This window comes from Brevundimonas sp., assembly GCF_051858995.1.
Classification (GTDB): Bacteria; Pseudomonadota; Alphaproteobacteria; order Caulobacterales; family Caulobacteraceae; genus Brevundimonas.
The window spans coordinates 96,008-112,525 of record NZ_JBHYGN010000013.1; the positions used below are offsets into that span (position 1 = coordinate 96,008).

Annotated in this window: 16 protein-coding genes, 1 tRNA gene and 1 pseudogene; 12 read left to right on the forward strand and 6 right to left on the reverse strand. The window is 69.3% G+C overall.

The annotated features are described in order from the left end of the window. Position 1 precedes the first annotated feature (1 nt). Positions 2-802 carry a DUF1295 domain-containing protein gene (locus ACTIEF_RS15360; protein WP_439473015.1) on the forward strand — a complete coding sequence of 267 codons (801 nt, stop codon included), beginning with the start codon at positions 2-4 and terminating at the stop codon, positions 800-802. Here ACTIEF_RS15360 and ACTIEF_RS15365 read toward each other — a convergent pair. The 4 genes from ACTIEF_RS15365 to ACTIEF_RS15380 all read right to left on the reverse strand — a co-directional run bounded on the left by ACTIEF_RS15365 (position 799) and on the right by ACTIEF_RS15380 (position 4,761). Then, complete coding sequence (locus ACTIEF_RS15365; protein ID WP_439473016.1) at positions 799-1,902, reverse strand: DUF2855 family protein; 1,104 nt, start codon at positions 1,900-1,902, stop codon at positions 799-801. The two genes, ACTIEF_RS15360 and ACTIEF_RS15365, sit on opposite strands and share 4 nt — an antisense overlap. A gap of 101 nt (positions 1,903-2,003) precedes the next feature. Further along, positions 2,004-3,848: an LVIVD repeat-containing protein gene (locus ACTIEF_RS15370; RefSeq protein WP_439473017.1), complete on the reverse strand. Its 1,845-nt coding sequence runs from the start codon at positions 3,846-3,848 to the stop codon at positions 2,004-2,006. Positions 3,849-3,877: 29 nt separating this feature from the next. Continuing rightward, positions 3,878-4,552: a DUF305 domain-containing protein gene (locus ACTIEF_RS15375; protein WP_439473018.1), complete on the reverse strand. Its 675-nt coding sequence runs from the start codon at positions 4,550-4,552 to the stop codon at positions 3,878-3,880. A 119-nt stretch (positions 4,553-4,671) separates the two neighbouring features. Then, positions 4,672-4,761: transfer RNA gene (locus ACTIEF_RS15380), tRNA-Ser, on the reverse strand. Positions 4,762-4,858: 97 nt separating this feature from the next. Between ACTIEF_RS15380 and ACTIEF_RS15385 the strand changes: the two genes are divergently transcribed. The 5 genes from ACTIEF_RS15385 to ACTIEF_RS15405 are packed head-to-tail and all read left to right on the forward strand — an operon-like array spanning position 4,859 to position 8,885. Then, positions 4,859-5,659, forward strand: a complete 801-nt coding sequence (locus ACTIEF_RS15385) for a septal ring lytic transglycosylase RlpA family protein (RefSeq protein ID WP_439473019.1) — start codon at positions 4,859-4,861, stop codon at positions 5,657-5,659. 37 nt (positions 5,660-5,696) lie between these two features. Further along, positions 5,697-6,323: a dTMP kinase gene (gene tmk / locus ACTIEF_RS15390; RefSeq protein WP_439473020.1), complete on the forward strand. Its 627-nt coding sequence runs from the start codon at positions 5,697-5,699 to the stop codon at positions 6,321-6,323. After that, a complete protein-coding gene (locus tag ACTIEF_RS15395) occupies positions 6,320-7,300 on the forward strand; it encodes a DNA polymerase III subunit delta' (protein WP_439473021.1) in 981 nt (326 codons plus the stop codon). The genes tmk and ACTIEF_RS15395 overlap by 4 nt, the downstream gene beginning before the upstream one ends. Then, entirely contained in the window at positions 7,297-8,085 is a 789-nt protein-coding gene (locus tag ACTIEF_RS15400; protein WP_439473022.1) for a TatD family hydrolase, read from the forward strand. Before ACTIEF_RS15395 ends, ACTIEF_RS15400 begins: the two co-directional genes overlap by 4 nt. After that, positions 8,085-8,885, forward strand: coding sequence for an MBL fold metallo-hydrolase (locus tag ACTIEF_RS15405; RefSeq protein WP_439473023.1), 801 nt, complete (start codon positions 8,085-8,087; stop codon positions 8,883-8,885). Before ACTIEF_RS15400 ends, ACTIEF_RS15405 begins: the two co-directional genes overlap by 1 nt. Before the next feature lie 9 nt (positions 8,886-8,894). On the opposite strand, the gene ACTIEF_RS15410 is transcribed toward ACTIEF_RS15405, so the two are convergent. Beyond that, entirely contained in the window at positions 8,895-9,755 is an 861-nt protein-coding gene (locus tag ACTIEF_RS15410) for a carbonic anhydrase (protein WP_439473024.1), read from the reverse strand. Positions 9,756-9,853: 98 nt separating this feature from the next. Further along, the gene (gene hemB / locus ACTIEF_RS15415) at positions 9,854-10,858 is read right to left on the reverse strand and encodes a porphobilinogen synthase (RefSeq protein WP_439473025.1); all 1,005 of its coding nucleotides are present in this window, start codon (positions 10,856-10,858) and stop codon (positions 9,854-9,856) included. Positions 10,859-11,058: 200 nt separating this feature from the next. Between hemB and ACTIEF_RS15420 the strand changes: the two genes are divergently transcribed. The 6 genes and pseudogenes from ACTIEF_RS15420 to mmsB form a co-directional block, all read left to right on the forward strand. After that, entirely contained in the window at positions 11,059-12,198 is a 1,140-nt protein-coding gene (locus ACTIEF_RS15420) for an isobutyryl-CoA dehydrogenase (protein ID WP_439473026.1), read from the forward strand. An 84-nt stretch (positions 12,199-12,282) separates the two neighbouring features. Further along, positions 12,283-12,672, forward strand: a complete 390-nt coding sequence (locus tag ACTIEF_RS15425) for a hypothetical protein (RefSeq protein ID WP_439473027.1) — start codon at positions 12,283-12,285, stop codon at positions 12,670-12,672. A 10-nt stretch (positions 12,673-12,682) separates the two neighbouring features. After that, complete coding sequence (locus ACTIEF_RS15430) at positions 12,683-13,735, forward strand: enoyl-CoA hydratase/isomerase family protein (RefSeq protein WP_439473028.1); 1,053 nt, start codon at positions 12,683-12,685, stop codon at positions 13,733-13,735. A gap of 66 nt (positions 13,736-13,801) precedes the next feature. Beyond that, positions 13,802-14,596 (forward strand): class I SAM-dependent methyltransferase, encoded by a 795-nt coding sequence (locus ACTIEF_RS15435; RefSeq protein WP_439473029.1) that lies wholly within the window; start codon positions 13,802-13,804, stop codon positions 14,594-14,596. A 27-nt stretch (positions 14,597-14,623) separates the two neighbouring features. Next, the gene (locus ACTIEF_RS15440) at positions 14,624-15,415 is read left to right on the forward strand and encodes a class I SAM-dependent methyltransferase (protein ID WP_439473030.1); all 792 of its coding nucleotides are present in this window, start codon (positions 14,624-14,626) and stop codon (positions 15,413-15,415) included. Positions 15,416-15,469: 54 nt separating this feature from the next. Further along, positions 15,470-16,387 (forward strand): annotated as a pseudogene (mmsB, locus tag ACTIEF_RS15445) (3-hydroxyisobutyrate dehydrogenase); the annotation flags it as partial. Between the last annotated feature and the right edge of the window lie 131 nt (positions 16,388-16,518).

Consider the following 16,518-nt stretch of genomic DNA (forward strand, 5'->3'; position numbering starts at 1 on the left):
AATGCCTGAACTGATGCTCTGGGGCGCCGCGGCGCTTTTGCTCGCCGGGGTCATGACCGTCGCCTGGGCCGTCCAGTGGCGGACGGGGCAGGGCGCGTGGGTGGACGTCTTCTGGACCTTCGGCATCGGGCTCGCAGGCCTGCTGGTCGCCCTCTGGCCGCTCACCCCCGGCGACATCCATTTCCGTCAGGGCGCGGTGGCCGGGCTGATCGCCCTGTGGAGCCTGCGTCTCGGCGGTCATCTGGTCGAGCGCGCGCTGAAGGGACAGCCCGACGAACGCTATGAGGCGCTGAAACGCCAGTGGGGCGCCAAGGCCCAGCCGCTCATGTTCGGCTTCCTGTTGCTGCAGGCGGGGGCGGGCGCGCTCCTGGTCGTCAGCCTGCTGGTCGCCGCCCGTCATCCGACGCCCGGGCCGACGCCGCAGGACCTGCTCGCCGTCCTGATCATGCTCGTCGCCCTGGGAGGCGAGGCCACCGCCGACCGCCAGCTGGCCGCCTTCAAGGCCGATCCCGCCAACAAGGGCCGCATCTGCGACACCGGGCTGTGGGCCTGGTCGCGCCATCCGAACTACTTCTTCGAATGGCTGGGCTGGTGCGCCTGGCCGGTCATGGCCATCGACCTGACGGGCCAGTGGCCGTGGGGCTGGCTGGCCCTGACCGCCCCGGTCTACGTCTACTGGCTGCTGACCCGCGTCTCGGGCGTGCCGCCGCTGGAGGCGCATATGCAGCGCACCCGGCCCGAGGCCTTCGCCGCCTACGCCGCCCGCACCAGTCGCTTCTTCCCGCGCCCGCCGAAAGCCTAGCGGCTGATCCTGACGACGGCGCCCTCGGCGGGATCCGAGGCGCCATCCGCCAGCGCCCGCACGACCTTGGCCGCCGCATCCAGCCCCCGGTGCTCGACGATTCGGATCCACGGCGAGGCCGGATCGACCACCCGCTGGAAGAAGGTCTTCTGGTCGGTCAGGAACCGCTCATAGAAGGTGTGTAGAGTCCCACGCTCCCGGTGCTGGTCCAGACAGGTCGCGGCGAAGAAGAAGACCGGCTTCGGTCCGACCAGTTCCGGATCGTTCTGGGTGAAGCTGTCGCTGCGGGTCGAGCCCACCAGACAGTCGTAGGTCAACTGCGCGCCGTAATGCGCATGCACCCGCCGCCGCAACGCCGGGTCGCCCGCCAGATCGAGATACAGGGCCGGCTTGTCCGCCGGCAGGCTCTCAAGCGCATCGTAGCCGTGCACGGCGTCATAGGCGCCCAGGCTCTCGACGAAGGCCCGGTTCCGCTCGCCGGTCAGGGCCACCACCTCGATGTCGTCCTGCTCCAGGCACCAGGCGGCGCCGTAGGCGGTCTTGGACGAGGCGCTCGACACCACGATCCGCTTCGCCCCGAAGAAGTCGGCGTCCCGCAGGAAGTCGACGGCGGTGTAGGAGGTCACGAATAGCGGCCGGAACAGCGCCTCGCTGTTCTCCAGCGCCGGGTCATAATGGCGGTCCGCCGCGCACAGGACATAGCGGTTGTAGATGTCCGGCACGCCCTTGCGCCAGGGCGAGGCGTCGGCGAACCCGCCGCGCGACACCTTCTCGGCCTGCACGACCAGCGTATCCGCCATCGGGAAATAGCCGAACACCCGGGCCCCGACCTCGACCCCCTCGGCCCGCGACGCGGCCACGTCGGCGAAGCCCCAGACGGGCATCAGGCCGTAATCGTCCCGCCCGGTGGGAAACACGGTCCAGTAGCCGATGGCGTCGCCATAGGCCGCATAGGTGATGTTGTTGGTGGTCAGGGAGAACCGGTCCAGCGCCAGCACGACTTCGCCCTCGGCGAGGGCGGCGTGGTCCGGGATCGCGGCCTTCAGGGTGTCCCCGAGATCCGCCTTGCGGGTCATCAGGCGGTTGTTCGCGTCGGTCATGGCGTCTCGTCCCGGTCTGTTTCGCCCCAGACTATCAGGAACGCCGCTTGACGCAGGAGAAGGATCGGGGCGGCCCGTTCGCGCGGACCGCCCCGTCTTCATCAGGCCGAGATGCGGCCGAACAGGTCGGCCAGTGCGGTCATCCGGGCGCGTTCGACCGGCTGGGCCTTCTCGGCGGCCGTGCGCAGGGTGGCGACCAGTCGGCCCGCCGCGCGCTTGTCCACCGAACCGCCACGCCAGCCGGTCACCACCGCGCCGGCGCGGGTGGCGACGTCAGCCTCCAGCGCGCTGCTGCGGGCCAGCTGGTCCAGATAGGACTGGGCCACGTCCGGCGTGTCCGACCAGCTGACGCGGGTCTGCAGCTGCGGATTGATCTCCTCGGCCATGATGGCTTCAGCCGCCGCGATCTCGGCCGCCGACAGCTTGTCGTTGGGGACCAGACGCAGGACGTCCAGACCACGTGCGATCTCGCTGGAGTAGATGCGGCCGTTCAGCCAGTAGGCCGACCACGAACCGCCGACGAACAGACGGTCGGCGCTGATCGGACCGCGGTCGAAATAGGCGATCTCGGTCGGCTTGCTCGGATCGGTGAAGTCCATGATCGAGATGCCGCCCTGGTACCAGGCCTGCACCATCAGGTCGCGCCCCGGGACCGGCACGATGTTGCCGTTGTGGGCCACGCAATTCTCGGTCGACCCTTGCGCCGAGGGCAGCTTGTGGAAGCTGCGGCCGGTCAGGGTGCGGTTCTCGATGGTGGCGACCATGTTGGCGCCCCAGGTCGCCGGGTCTTCAGCGCGGCAGCGCGCGCCGATGCCGCCGCCCCACTCGTCGGTGAACACGACCTTGTCGCCGGCGTTGCTGAACGTCGCCGAGTGCCAGTAGGCCATGTCCGGATCGAACATGTCCGACACGCGGGTCGGGTGTTCCGGATCGGTGATGTCCAGCAGGATGCCGTTGCCGCTGCAGGCGCCGCCGGCCAGGCCGATTTCCGGGAAGACGGTGATGTCGTGGCACTGGTTGGTCTGGGCGGTGTCCTGGCTGGCGATGCCGGCGCGACCGCCGCGCCACAGGCCGGCGACCCGGCCCGAGCCGTCAGCGAAGATGCGCGGGCGGCCGACGATGGCGGCGTCCTGCGGATGGCTCAGGTTCACCTTGATCACGTCGATCGAGAACAGGGCGGTTTCCGGGTTCTGGTCCGGCTGGCCGTCGGTGCAGATGGCCAGTTCCGCGGTCTTGCGCACGCCCGAGGTGCCCTGGCCGTAGACATACAGCACGTCCGGATCGGTCGGGTGCGGCACCAGGGTGTGGGTGTGCGACCCACGGCAGGTCTGGATGGCGGCGATCTGGCGCGGGGCGTTCAGGTCGCTGATGTCGAAGATGCGCACGCCGCGGAAGCGCTCCGGCACCACCTCGCCGCCCGCGGTCGGGGCGCTGCAGTCCAGACGGCCGCGGCCTTCCTCGACCGACATGAACAGCAGGTTGCCGCGCACCGAGACATCGCCCTGGCCGCCGGGGCAGACCACCGACATCACCAGCTGCGGCGCGCCGCCGGTCGAGATGTCATAGGCGTTGAAGCCGTTGAAATTGCCGACGAACAGCTTGCCGTTCGACAGGGCCATGTCGGTGTTCGCCATGCCCAGGACGCTGAAATTGGGGTTGCCGCGGGCGCGAGCCATCAGGGCCTGGCCTTCCGCCTCGCTGGTCGGCGGCGAGAAGCCGATGTCCGGATCGACGAAGCCCGGCGCCTTGCCCAGGGTGTGCTCCAGCACCATGCCCGAGGCCAGTTGACCGGCGTCGTTCAGGCCCGCCGACAGGGCGCTGCGGCCGTCGGCGGTGATGGTCTGGGTCACGCCGTGGCCCGAGGCCTCCTGCGCCGACGCGGCGGAGGCGCCCAGCAGGACGCCGAGGACGGCGACGGACGAAAGCAGGGTCTTGCGAATAGTCATGGCCGGTCTTTCAGTTGGAATTTTAAGGTTCAGAGTTCGGACAACAGGGACTGCATGCGCAGGATTTCGGTCGACTGATCCGCGACCACGGAGCTGGTGAAGTCGGACAGCAGGGTGTCCTGGGCGGCGTCCGGGTGCTCCATGAGGTCCGCGACCATGTCGAGCGCGCCCTGGTGATGCTGGATCATGCCGGTCAGGAACAGCCGGTCGAACGCTTCGCCGCGCGCATTGGTCAGGGCATGCATCTGGGCCGGCGACAGCATGCCGGGCATGATCGGCGTCTCCGACGGCGCCATGGCGTGGCCCGCATGACCGGCGTGGGCGGAATGATCCATCGCGCCGTGGTCCATGCCGCCGTGATCCATCGCCATCTCGGTCGACTGGTCCCGCGCGATCAGCCAGCTGCGCATCAGCTCCATCTCGGCTTCCTGCGACAGGGCGATGCGCCGCCCCAGCAGCTTCACCCGGGCGTTCGCCCCGTGCATCTCCAGCAGGCCGACCATCTCCACGGCCTGGGCGTGGTGGACGATCATGTGCTGCATGAAGCGCACATCGTCCTCGGTGAAGGAGGTCCGGGCCAGTTCCAGCGCCCGATCAGCGGTGATCCGCTGCGACGGCGCGCCCGGCGGACCCGGCTGGAAGATCGGCGCCGCCTGCGGCGTCGCGATCAGAATTGCGGACAGAACTCCAGCGACAAGCGACAAACGCTACTCCCCCCGATCCGTCCCCCGACGGCCGGTGCGCACACTAGGGGGCGTTCTCGACGGGCGGCAAGTTAAAAGGAGGAGAGGGTAGGCGGGTGCCGATCAAGCATGCCGGGCCATGGCGGACAGGGTGGGATTCGAACCCACGGTAGGCTTCCACCTACGGCGGTTTTCAAGACCGCTGCCTTAAACCACTCGGCCACCTGTCCGTGCCCCGTGAGCGGACACGCCGCATACCCTCAAACGTCCCGTTAACCAAACCGGAAATGTCCGCATGGCATGTCGATCTCCACAAGGATCGGGATGATGACGGCAAGACTTCTCAAGGGCGCCTGTCTGGTGGCGCTGCTGCCACTGATGGCGGCCTGCGCCACGGGGGCGCGGACGACGGGCGCGGCGCGGATTCCGGTGGTCAACGATCCGGCGCCCATCGTGTCCGGCACCATGCGGCCCTATCAGATCCGCGGGCGGTGGTACCGTCCGGCCGAACAGCCCAATTATGACGAGACCGGCACGGCCTCCTGGTACGGCGACCAGTTCAACGGCCGTCCCACGGCGACCGGCGAGCGATTCGACATGTACGCCCTGACCGCCGCCCACAAGACCCTGCCGCTGCCGGGTCTGGTCGAGGTCACCAACCTGGCCAACGGGCGCAGCATCGTGGTGCGCATCAATGATCGCGGGCCGTTCGTCGATGGGCGGATCATCGACCTGTCGCGCGGGGCGGCGGACCAGCTGGGCATGCTGCAGCGGGGCGTGGGCGAGGTGAGGGTGCGCTATCTGGGCCCCGCGCCGCGCCTCGGCTCGGCCCAGCCGCTGCAGTACGCCGCCGGCGTCGCCCCGGCGCCGGCACCCGCCCGTCCGGCTCCCGCCGCCGAGGCGGGGCGCTACTGGATCCAGGCCGGATCGTTCAGCGACCGCCGCGCCGCCCGCCGGGTCGCCGACCGGCTGGGCGACCGGGCCACCGTCGATGTGGCGGGGCAGGGCGATTCGCCCCTGTATCGCGTTCTGGTCGGTCCCTGGCCCGATCCGAACGCCGCCGAAACGGCCCGTCAGGCCGTGGTCGCGCGGGGCTACGCCGACGCCCTGTTGATATCGGCCCGCTAAGGGTTGTTTCGCTGGCCGGCGCCGCCATTGTGCGCCGGTGACCCACGGCAGATTCATTACTTTCGAAGGCGGCGAAGGCGCCGGCAAGTCCACGCAGGTCGCCCGGCTGGTCGACCGGCTGCGCGAGCTCGACATCGATGTGGTGCGCACGCGCGAGCCCGGCGGCTCGACCGGCGCCGAGGAGATCCGCAACATCGCCCTCAACGGCGACGCGGGCCGCTGGTCGCCCCTGACCGAGACCCTGCTGATGTTCGCCGCCCGCAGCGACCATCTGGAGAAGACCATCCGGCCGGCGCTGGAGGCCGGACGCTGGGTGGTCTGCGACCGCTTCGCCGATTCCAGCCGGGCCTATCAGGGCGCGGGCGGGGGCGCGCCCGCCGCCTTCATCGAGACCCTGGACGCCGCCATCGTCGGCGAGACCCAGCCGGACCTGACCCTGATCTTCGACCTGCCGGTCGAGGTGGGGCTGGAGCGGGCTTTCGGACGGGGGCTGTTCGAGACCCGGTTCGAGTCCAAGGGGCTGGAGTTCCATGAGAGACTCCGTCGCCGTTTCCTTGAAATTGCTAAGGAAAAGTCGGATCGTTGCGTGGTGATCGACGCTACGGGCGATGAGGAGGCCGTCGCCGCCCGCGTCTGGGCCGCGCTGGAAGGCCGACTGCTGTGAGCGAGCATCCGCGCGACCGGTTCGACCTGATCCCGGACGCCGCCGCCGAGGCCGCCTTCATCGACGCCCAGGCCAAGGGCCGCCTGCATCACGCCTGGCTGCTGTGCGGGGTCGAGGGCTCGGGCAAGGCCACCTTCGCCTATCGCGCCGCCCGCCGCCTGCTGGGCGCCGCGCCTGATCCCTCGCGCGGCCTGCTGGGCGCCGCCCCCTATGATCCCGTCTCGCGCCAGATCGCGGCCCAGTCGCATCCGGACCTGCTGGTGCTGGAACGGCTGGTCGAGGGCGGCAAGACCAAGAAGTCGATCTCGGTCGATCAGGCCCGCGACCTGCCGGAGTTCTTCTCCAAGAGCCCGTCCCAGGCCCACTATCGCGTCGCCATCATCGATGCCGCCGACGATCTGAACCTGAACGCCGCCAACGCCTTGCTGAAGGTACTTGAGGAGCCGCCTGAGCGGGGCGTGCTGTTCCTCGTCACCCATGCGCCGGGGCGGCTGCTGGCCACCATCCGCTCGCGCTGCCGCCGCCTGGCCTTCCCGGTCTGGCCGGGGCATGCGCTGGAGGAGCTGGTGCGCAACCGCACGGGCGTGTCGTCGGGCGAGGCCGCGCGCATCGCCAACATGGCCGGGGGCTCGCCCGGTCTGGCGCTGGCGCTGGCCTCCGGCGCCACTTTGGAGGCCGACCAGATCGCCCAGGACTGGGTCAACGCCGACCAGCTGGACCGCGCCGAAGCCCTCTCCATCGCCGACAAATTCCGCGGCGCCGAGGGGCAGGAACGGTTCGAGACCCTCATGGAGCGGCTGATCGCGGCGGTGAAGGTCCGGGCCTTGGAAGAGGGCGCATCGGGCGCCAAATGGGCCGACCTGTGGACCCGCCTGTCCGAACTGCCGGACCGCACCGCCGCCATCAACCTGGACCGCGCCGACGTGCTGGCCGGGGCGCTGGCCGACCTGCAACGCACCAAGGCCGCCCGCGGATGATCATCGACAGCCACGTCAACCTGCACGCCCCCCAGTTCGACGCGGATCGGGACGACGTGATCGCCCGCGCCCGCGAGGCCGGGGTGCGGATGATGGTCGAGATTTCGGACAAGCTGTCGACCTTCGAGGCCACGCACGGCCTGGCCATGGCCCATGACGACATCTGGTGCACGGTCGGCGTCCATCCGCACGAGGCCAAGGACCATACCGACCTGACCGCCGCCCGGCTGGTCGAGCTGGCCCAGCGGCCGCGCGTGGTCGGCATCGGCGAGTGCGGGCTGGATTTCCACTACGACCTCAGCCCGCGCGAGGAACAGGCGTCGGTCTTCCGCCAGCATATCGAGGCGGCGCGCCTGACCAGCCTGCCGCTGGTGGTGCACACGCGCGAGGCCGATGAGGTCATGGCCGCCATCCTCGAGGAAGAACAGGCGAAGGCGCCGTTCAAATTCCTCATGCACTGCTACACCAGCGGCCCGGAACTGGCGGAACGGGCTGCGAAACTGGGGGCGTGGTTCTCGGTGTCCGGCATCGCCACCTTCAAGGCGGCTCAGGAGGTGCGCGACATCGTCGCCGTCATGCCCGCCGATCGGATCATCGTCGAGACCGACTGCCCCTATCTGGCGCCCATCCCGCACCGGGGGCGCCGCAACGAGCCCGCCTATGTCGGCCATGTGCTGGACAAGCTGGCCGAGATCCGGGGCTGGTCGCGCGACGAGGCCGAGGCCCGGACCACCGACGCCTTCTTCGCCCTGTTCGACCGCATCCCCCGGCCAGAGGGCGCCTGATGGACGCGCTGGAAGTCGTCATCCTGGGCAGCGGCTCCTCCGGGGGCGTGCCGCGCGGCGACGGCGACTGGGGCGCCTGTGATCCGGCCGAGCCGAGGAACGCCCGCACCCGCTGCTCGGCCCTGATCCGTCGTCATGGGCCGGACGGGGTGACCAGCGTCCTGATCGACACCTCGCCCGATCTGCGCGCCCAGATGCTGATGGCGCAGGTGAAGCATGTGGACGCCGTCCTCTACACCCACGACCACGCCGACCAGACCCACGGCATCGACGACCTGCGCGTCTTCGCCATGCGGGCGCGCCAGCGCATCCCGGCCTTCATGGACGCCGCCACCCGCGCGGCCCTGACCGACCGGTTCGGGTATATCTTCGAAATGGTAGAGGGTTATCCGCCGATTCTCGAGCTGCATGACATCCCGGCGCATGGCTCGCCCTGGTCCGTGAGCGGGGCGGGCGGGGCTGTTCCCGTGGTCACCTTCGATCAGGCCCATGGCCCGATCCGCTCGGTCGGCTATCGCATGGGCGGGATCGCCTATTCCAGCGACGTCTCCGATCTGGACGAGGCGGCCATGGAGGCCGTGCGCGGCTGCGAGCTGTGGATCGTCGACGCCCTGCGCTGGACCGCCCATCCGACCCACGCCCATGTCGACAAGGCGCTGGACTGGATCGCGCGGGCGAAGGTCAAGCGCGCGGTGCTGACGAACCTGCATATCGATCTGGATTACAACGCCTTGTCGGCCGTTGTTCCGGATAACGTCGAGGTCGCCTACGACGGCTGGAGCGCCCGCCTGCCGCTCTGAGAAGCGGCCTCAGGCGTGGGCATGCTCATGGGCTTCCGCGTGATCATGCCCGTGGTCTGAATGGTCGTCGGCGTGGGCCTCGGCAGGCTCGCTCGGCGCCGGAGCGTCCTCGTCGAGGAAGTAGACCCGCCCCGTGGACATGTCCTTCACCGCCGCCACCACCATGATCTGGCCGGTGTTCACCGCCTCGGCCAAGGCCGTGTCGGCGGTCAGCAGGCGGGCGACCACGCGGCGGGCGTTCTCCTCGACCGCCAGCCGGGCCTGATCCGGTCCGCCCATGTGCCGCGCTGACAGGACGGCGGGCAGGATCGGCACGATCATCTCTTCCAGCGACGGGTCCAGTTCGGCGCGCCCGTCCACCACGGCCTCGGCCGCCGCCACGGCGCCGCAGCCGGTGTGGCCCATCACCACCACCAGCGGACAGTGCAGGTGCTTCACCGCATAGACGATGGAGGCCAGGCCGCGCCGGTCCACGGTGTTTCCCGCCACGCGGATGATGAACAGTCGGCCCAGGCCCTGGTTGAACAGGATGGTCGGCGGCGTCCGGCTGTCGGCGCAGCCCACGATGGTGGCGATCGGATGCTGGCCGCCCTGCAGCGGCTCCAGATCCTGGGCGGTGACGTGGCCCAGCCGGGTGTCGCCGCTCAGGAAGGCGGCGTTTCCGGCCTTCAGCTGGGCCAGGGCCTCTGCGGGCGTCGGCGGAACTTCCGGCTCAGGCGTCGGCTCGGCGACCAGTTCGACCTCAGGCTCGGCCTCGACGACCGGCGCCTCGGCCACGGCCTCCTGCGCGGCCAGAACCTCGGGCTCGACCACGGGCGTGACGACAGCCTCACGCCGGGGCTTCTTCCGGCCGAACCAAAGAAACCCCATAGCCCCAACTCCCCCGAGCGCGCTCTTCCGTTAATCTTTCTGGAGAACGCAGGTATTCGCCGTCAAGGGGAATGCGGTGACGCTTCGATGAAGTTTGCTCAGGCGCCCAGAAGGCGCGCGGCCTGCGGGGCGAAATAGGTCAGGACGCCCGCCGCACCCGCCCGCTTGAAGGCATGCAGGCTCTCCAGAATGGCCCGGTCCTCGTCCAGCCAGCCGTTGGCCATGGAGGCGCGCATCATCGAATATTCGCCGGACACCTGGTAGGCGAAGGTCGGCAGGCCGAACGTCTCGGACACCCGGCGCACGATGTCGAGGTACAGCATCCCCGGCTTGACCATCACCGCGTCGGCGCCTTCCGAGATGTCCATCGCCACCTCGCGCAGGGCCTCCTCGGTGTTGGCGTAGTCCATCTGATAGGTCTTCTTGTCGCCGCGCAGGGCCTTCGACGAGCCCACCGCGTCGCGATACGGGCCATAGAAGGCCGAGGCGTATTTGGCCGCATAGGACAGGATCAGGGTGTCCGAATAGCCGTTGGCCTCCAGCGCCTCGCGGATCGCCTGCACCCGGCCGTCCATCATGTCGGACGGCGCCACGATGTCGGCTCCGGCGTGGGCGTGGATGAAGGCCTGTTCGGCCAGACGCTCCAGCGTCGCGTCGTTCAGGATCCGGTCGCCCTCGACCACGCCGTCGTGGCCGTGGTCGGTGTAGCAGTCCAGCGCCACGTCGGTCATGACGCCGATGTCCGGCACGGCGTCCTTGATCGCCTTGATGCAGTCGGGGATCAGGCCGTCCGGATCGGTCGCGCCGGTGCCGACGCCGTCCTTGATCGCGCCGTCCACATTGGGGAACAGGGCCAGCAGCGGAATGCCCAGCGCATGGGCTTCCTTCGCGGCCTCCGCGGCGGCCTTGGGCGACAGGCGCGACACGCCCGGCATCGAGGCCACCGGCGCCCGGTCTTCCTTCCCGTCGTGCACGATCAGCGGCCACACCAGATCGGCGGGCGTCAGCGTGGTCTCGGCGACGAGCTTGCGTACCCACGGGCTGGAGCGCAGGCGACGCGGACGGGCGTAGGGAAAGGCGGCGGGCGGGAAGGGCTGGGTCATGGGGCGCGTCTTAAACCCGTTGCTCCGGCGGGTGAAGGCGGTGGCTGCTTCAGTGAAGAGTGCTGGTGAGCGAGAAGTGAGCGCGCGGACGCGGAGGTCGTCTCTCCGCTCCCCCCTTGCTCACTAGCACTCTTCACTCCCGCCTCTCCCCACGAGAGCGGCGACCCGCTAGAAGCCCGCGAAAGACTCGAGGAAACACCATGGACTTCGCCCTCACTGACGATCAGCGCGCCATTCAGGACGCCGCCCGCGCCTTCGCCGAGGCGGAACTGGCCCCGCACAGCGCCGAGTGGGACGAGACCAAGACCTTCCCCGTGGACGTCATGCGCCACGCCGCCGAGATGGGCTTCTGCGGCATCTATACCGGCGAGGAGCACGGCGGCATGGCGTTGGGCCGCGTCGAGGCGGCGCTGATCTTCGAGGAGCTGTCGCGCGGCGACGTCTCCACCGCCGCCTTCATCTCGATCCACAACATGGCGACCTGGATGATCGACAGCTTCGGCTCGGCCGATCTGCGCGCCCGCTATGTGCCGTCGCTGGTGACGATGGAGAAGATCGCCAGCTACTGCCTGACCGAGCCGGGCTCGGGCTCCGACGCCGCCGCCATGCGCACCACCGCTGTGCGTGACGGCGATCACTGGGTCCTGAACGGCTCCAAGGCCTTCATCTCGGGCGCCGGGACCTCGGACGTCTATGTGGTCATGGCCCGCACGGGCGAGCCGGGCGCCAAGGGCATCTCGGCTTTCGTGGTCGACCTCGGCACGCCGGGCCTCAGCTTCGGCGCGGAGGAGAAGAAGATGGGCTGGAACTCCCAGCCCACCGCCATCGTCAGCTTCGACGACTGCCGCATCCCGGCGGAGAACCTGCTGGGCAAGGAAGGCGACGGCTTCCGCTACGCCATGATGGGTCTCGACGGCGGTCGCCTGAACATCGCCGCCTGCTCGCTGGGCGGCGCCCGTCTCGCGCTGGAGACGGCCCAGGACTACGTCTCGACCCGCAAGCAGTTCGGCAAGGCCCTGGCCGAGTTCCAGAACACCCAGTTCAAGCTGGCTGACATGGCGACCCAGCTGGACGCCTGCCGCCTGATGGTCCTGCGCGGCGCCTGGGCCATCGACACCGGCCACCCGGAGAAGACCAAATGGTGCGCCATGGCCAAGCGCTTCACCACCGATGCCTGCTTCCAGATCGCCGACGAGGCCCTGCAACTGCACGGCGGCTACGGCTATCTGAAGGACTATCCGCTGGAGCGCATCGTCCGGGATCTGCGCGTCCACCGCATCCTCGAAGGCACCAACGAGATCATGCGCGTGATCACCGCGCGGGAGATGATGCGGCAGTAGGCGCCGCCGCCCGGAGTTGACCCGGCCCGCCCGCTCGTGGCCACCTTGCCCGACCTCTCGTGACGAGGGGCGGGGGAGCAAGTCATGTTGAGTGCACTGTTGCTGGCGTCGGTGATGGGGATGCAGGAGGCGCCGGCGGAGCCCCGGCACTGGAACGCGGTCACCTTCGCCACGCCGCCCCATGTCTCCTATCCGGATCGTGAGCGGGGCGTGCCCATGGTTCGCTTGAAGTGCGGGGTGGGCGAGGGCGGTCGGCCCGCCAATTGCGAGATCGAACGGCGTCAGCCCGAGGACACCCGGCTGGGGACCCGCCTGCTGCGCGCCATGCCCGCTTCGCGGCTGGCACCCGGCGAGGTCCGGCCCGGCGACACCTTCACCCTCGACGTCTGGGTCTGCCCGCCGAGCTCCGGGATGAGCGCGAACGTCTGTCCGCGACCGGAGTGGCAGGTGGACGAGGCGACCGCAGCCGACTAAGTCGGCCCGCATGACCCAAGAGCCCGAAATCCTCGCCCGCGTCGTCTCCGGTGTCGGCGTCATCACCCTGAACCGTCCCAAGGCCCTGCACGCCCTGAACCGGGCCATGTGCGAGGCGATGATCGAGGCCCTGCAGGCGTGGCGGGACGATGAGTCGGTCCAGTCGGTCCTGATCGACCACTCGGGTGAGCGCGGCTTCTGCGCGGGCGGCGACATCCGCATGATCGCCGAGAGCGGGGCGGGGGACGCGTCCGAGGCAAAGGCCTTTTTCAAGACCGAGTACCAGCTGAACCACCTGCTGTTCGAATACTCCAAGGCGGTCACCGCCATCGTGGACGGCATCGTCATGGGCGGCGGCGTCGGCATCTCCGAGCCCGCGGACGTCCGCATCGCCACCGAGCGCACCACCTACGCCATGCCCGAGACCGGCATCGGCCTGTTCCCCGATGTCGGCGGCGGCTGGTTCCTGCCGCGCCTGCCGGGCCAGACCGGCGTCTGGCTGGCCCTGACCGGCGCCCGACTGAAGGCGGCGGACACCGTCTTCCTCGGCATCCACACCCACTATCTGCCGACCGACGCGCTGGAGGCCTTCCGCGCCATCCTGTCGGCCGACCCGGCCTATCCGATCGACGTCGCCGACGGGCTGGAGGACGATCCGGGGGAGGCGCCCATCGAGGCGCAGCTGGAAGCCATCGACCGCCTGTTCGCCTTCGACACGGTCGAGGAGATCTTCGCCGCTCTGGAAGCCGACGGCACCGACTGGGCCTTGGCCCAGCTGGCGATGCTGAAGAGCAAGTCGCCCCAGTCGCTGAAGGTGTCCTTGCGCCAGCTGCGCACCGGCGCCAAGCTGGAGACCTTCGCCGACAATATGGCGATGGAGTACGCCCTGGGCGGTCGCGTGGTCTCGACCCACGACTTCCAGGAAGGCGTCCGCGCCGTCATCATCGACAAGGACAACGCGCCGAAATGGTCGCCCGCCGACCTCCTGGGCGTCACCGACGAGACCCTCGACGCCCTGTTCGCGCCGTTGCCGGACGAAGAAGCGTGGACGCCGCTCGCCTGAGCCGGAATCGCCCTTGCATCCGCCCCGGCGGAGCGTAGCTTCGCCCCCGGAAAAACAGGGGTTCCCATGCTGCGTACCGCCGTCCTCGCCACCGTCTGCGCCGTCGCCCTGTCGGGCTGCGTCATCATCGCCAGCGACACCGCCGAGCGGACGATCATCGCCCCGGCGACCAGCCCCTCGGTTCAGGCCACACCCGAGAGCCGCTACGCCGCCGCCCTGTCGGACAGCCGCCGCCTGCCGGAGGAGGTCGCCCGCGACCCGCTGCGCAAGCCCGCCGACATGCTGGCCATGATGAACCTCCAGCCGGGGCATGTGATCGCCGACATCCGGCCCGAGGAAGGCTATTTCACCCGCCTGTTCGCGCCCGTCGTCGGCGCCGGCGGCCACGTCTACGCCTTCGTGCCCAACCAGACCGCGGGCCGCGAGAACGCCTTCGCCGACACCCTGGCCTCGACCTATTCCAACACCAGCCGCGTCACCGGCCAGCTCGAGACCATGACCTTCGACCAGCCGCTGGACGTGGTTTTCATGGGCGAGGAGTACCACGACTTCACCATCCCCCGGTTCAACGTCGACGTCGCGGCCATGAACCGCCGGGTGTTCGAGGTGCTCAAGCCGGGCGGCCTCTACGTCATCCTCGACCATCAGGCGGCGCCGGGCGCCGGCATCTCCGTCTCGGGCACCCTGCACCGCATCGAGGCCGCCGAACTGCGTCGTCAGGTCGAGGCCGCGGGCTTCATCTTCGACGGCGAGTCCGGCGCCGTCCGCGTCCCGTCCGACGACCACACCCTGTCGGTCTTCGACGCCTCGATCCGGGGCAAGACCGACCGCTTCGTCTACCGCTTCAGAAAGCCCCTCTAAGGCGGGGCGCAAATCGGGAGAGAGACCATGCGCCGTTCCCTGATGCTGGCCGCCGCGACGGCCCTGATCCTGGCTGGCCCGGCGCTGGCCCAGACCCAGCCCGTTCCGATCCCGCCGCCGGTGCAGATCCTCCCCTCCAGCGGCGCGCCTGACTACGCCGCCGTCTTGGCCTCGCCGATCCGCACCGACGAGGACCGCGCCCGCGACGCCGCCCGGCAGACGGCGATCATCCTCGACTTCACCGGCGTCCGCCCGGGCTGGAAGGTCGCCGACATGATCATCGGCGGCGGCTATTTCACCCGGACCTTCTCCGCCGCCGTCGGGCCGCGGGGCCATGTCACCGCCTGGCAGCCGGACGAGTTCATCGGCTTCCAGGCCTCCTATGGCGAGGCTCTCACCACCGCTGACGCCCTGCCCAATGTCGACGGCGTCCACAGCGCCATCGGCGCCCCGGCCTTCCCCGCAGGGCTGGATCTGGTCTTCACCGCCCAGAACTACCACGACCTGCATCTCCAGCCGTTCCCGACGGATACGGCGGCCACGGTCAATGCGGCGGTCTTCGCGGCCCTCAAGCCGGGCGGCTACTACGTCATCATCGACCATCAGGCGGTTGAGGGCGCGGACCTTTCGGTCGCCCACACCCTGCACCGGATCGATTCCAACACGGTGATTCAGGAGGTCGAGGCCGCCGGCTTCGTCTTCGACAGCGCCGCCGCCGCCCTCTGGAACGACGCCGACCCCCGCACCGCCAACGTCTTCGATCCCTCGATCCGGGGGCATACGAGCCAGTTCGTGCTGCGGTTCCGGAAGCCGGGCTAACGCAACGCTGGCCTTCCGCCGCCACCCCCGCTAACCCTCCCGCAAAATCAAAAAGGGAGACGCGCCATGACCACCACCATCGCCTTCATCGGTCTGGGCAACATGGGCGGGGGCATGGCCGCCAATCAGGCCAAGGCAGGTCACACCGTCCTGGCCTTCGACCTGTCGCAGGCCGCGCTGGATCGCGCCGCCGCCGCCGGTTGCACCCCGGTCGCCTCGGTCACCGAGGCCGTCAAGAACGCCGACATCATCATCACCATGCTGCCCGCCGGGCCGCATGTGCTGAAGGTCTATTCCGAGCAGATCATCGGCGCCGCGCCGTCCTCGGCCCTGCTGCTGGACTGCTCGACCATCGACGTGGACACCGCGCGCAAGGTCGCCGGGCTGGCCAGGGAGGCGGGCTACGCCTTCGCCGACGCCCCCGTCTCGGGCGGCACCATGGCGGCCGACGCCGGGACCCTGGCCTTCATGGTCGGCTGCGACGAGCCCGAGTTCGCCCGCATCGAGGCGGCGCTGGAGCCGATGAGCCGCGCGACCTTCCGCGCCGGCGACCACGGGGCGGGGCAGGCGGCCAAGATCTGCAACAACATGATCCTCGGCATCACCATGCTGGGCACCTGCGAGGCCATCGGCCTCGCCGAGAAGCTGGGCCTCGACCCGGTCAAAATGTTCGACATCGTCGCCAAATCCTCGGGCCAGAGCTGGTCCACGACCACCTACTATCCCTGGCCCGGCCCGGTGCCGACTTCGCCCGCCAACCGCAACTATGAGGGCGGGTTCGCCGCCGCCATGATGCTGAAGGACCTCAAGCTGGCCCAGGACGCCGCCGCCAAATCGGGCGCCTCGACCCCGCTGGGGGCCCAGACCGAGGCCCTGTTCCAGATGTTCAACGGCCTCGGCTACGGTGGCCGCGACTTCTCGGCCATCCTCCAGATGCTGCGCGGCAAGCTGGATGAATTGCCGAAGGGCTGATGGTTTCAGCGCGATGCGATCAATACTGAGAACCGTTATCAATTAGAGACTTGGACGTTTTGTCCATGTCGGAGTCATGGACATTGACGGAGCGCCGGAGCAATAAGGCCGGACTTTACACACTGCGCCAG

Excerpts from the sequence above, each read along its gene's own strand:
- ACTIEF_RS15430 (WP_439473028.1), top strand. The coding sequence starts at position 12,683 with ATGACCCAAGAGCCCGAAATCCTCGCCCGCGTCGTCTCCGGTGTCGGC.
- ACTIEF_RS15405 (WP_439473023.1), top strand. The coding sequence starts at position 8,085 with ATGGACGCGCTGGAAGTCGTCATCCTGGGCAGCGGCTCCTCCGGGGGC.
- hemB (WP_439473025.1), bottom strand. The coding sequence starts at position 10,858 with ATGACCCAGCCCTTCCCGCCCGCCGCCTTTCCCTACGCCCGTCCGCGT.
- ACTIEF_RS15360 (WP_439473015.1), top strand. The coding sequence starts at position 2 with ATGCCTGAACTGATGCTCTGGGGCGCCGCGGCGCTTTTGCTCGCCGGG.
- ACTIEF_RS15365 (WP_439473016.1), bottom strand. The coding sequence starts at position 1,902 with ATGACCGACGCGAACAACCGCCTGATGACCCGCAAGGCGGATCTCGGG.
- ACTIEF_RS15435 (WP_439473029.1), top strand. The coding sequence starts at position 13,802 with ATGCTGCGTACCGCCGTCCTCGCCACCGTCTGCGCCGTCGCCCTGTCG.
- ACTIEF_RS15410 (WP_439473024.1), bottom strand. The coding sequence starts at position 9,755 with ATGGGGTTTCTTTGGTTCGGCCGGAAGAAGCCCCGGCGTGAGGCTGTC.
- ACTIEF_RS15440 (WP_439473030.1), top strand. The coding sequence starts at position 14,624 with ATGCGCCGTTCCCTGATGCTGGCCGCCGCGACGGCCCTGATCCTGGCT.
- ACTIEF_RS15385 (WP_439473019.1), top strand. The coding sequence starts at position 4,859 with ATGACGGCAAGACTTCTCAAGGGCGCCTGTCTGGTGGCGCTGCTGCCA.
- ACTIEF_RS15425 (WP_439473027.1), top strand. The coding sequence starts at position 12,283 with ATGTTGAGTGCACTGTTGCTGGCGTCGGTGATGGGGATGCAGGAGGCG.
- ACTIEF_RS15370 (WP_439473017.1), bottom strand. The coding sequence starts at position 3,848 with ATGACTATTCGCAAGACCCTGCTTTCGTCCGTCGCCGTCCTCGGCGTC.
- ACTIEF_RS15400 (WP_439473022.1), top strand. The coding sequence starts at position 7,297 with ATGATCATCGACAGCCACGTCAACCTGCACGCCCCCCAGTTCGACGCG.
- ACTIEF_RS15420 (WP_439473026.1), top strand. The coding sequence starts at position 11,059 with ATGGACTTCGCCCTCACTGACGATCAGCGCGCCATTCAGGACGCCGCC.